We start from the raw sequence: 573 nt of genomic DNA on the forward strand, positions 1-573 counted from the left end.
TGCCGCAGATGACCAGCCGGGAAGATCTGGAGGAACTCGCATGGCAGATCACGGGGCTGTTTCACAAACCGATCACCGTGGGTGAGCAGGAGTTTCACATCACGGCAAGCAGCGGGCTCGCTGTTTTCCCGGAAGATGGTGAAACGGCGAATGCGCTGATCAAAAATGCGGATCTGGCCATGTATGCCGCCAAGAAGAGCGGAAAGGGGTGTTATGCTTTCTGCTCAGAACCCATGAAAGAGGAGGTAATGGATCAAATGACACTCACCAACAGCCTTCATAAGGCTCTGGAAAGAAATGAGCTGTTTCTCCAATACCAGCCTCAGGTTTCTGTCAAAACTGAGAAAACAATCGGCTTTGAAGCATTGCTGCGATGGAATCATCCGGAGCTGGGGCTCATTTCCCCGGGGGTGTTCATCCCGATTGCCGAGCGCACCGGTCTCATTGACAGTATTGGCGAATGGGTGCTGTTGACCGCCTGTGCCCAGAACAAGACCTGGCAGGACAAAGGATTCAAACCGGTTCAGATGGCTGTCAATCTATCCCTGGAACAGTTTCGAAGCGGCAATGTCC

1 protein-coding gene is annotated in these 573 nt (G+C 52.9%); it reads left to right on the top strand.

Translation table 11 applies throughout. From position 1 onward, the window contains the following. A partial coding sequence (locus FZC41_RS17150; RefSeq protein WP_148568661.1) for an EAL domain-containing protein occupies positions 1-573 on the top strand: 573 nt, incomplete at both ends.

The organism is Acetobacterium paludosum, assembly GCF_008086595.1.
Lineage (GTDB): Bacteria > Bacillota > Clostridia > Eubacteriales > Eubacteriaceae > Acetobacterium > Acetobacterium paludosum.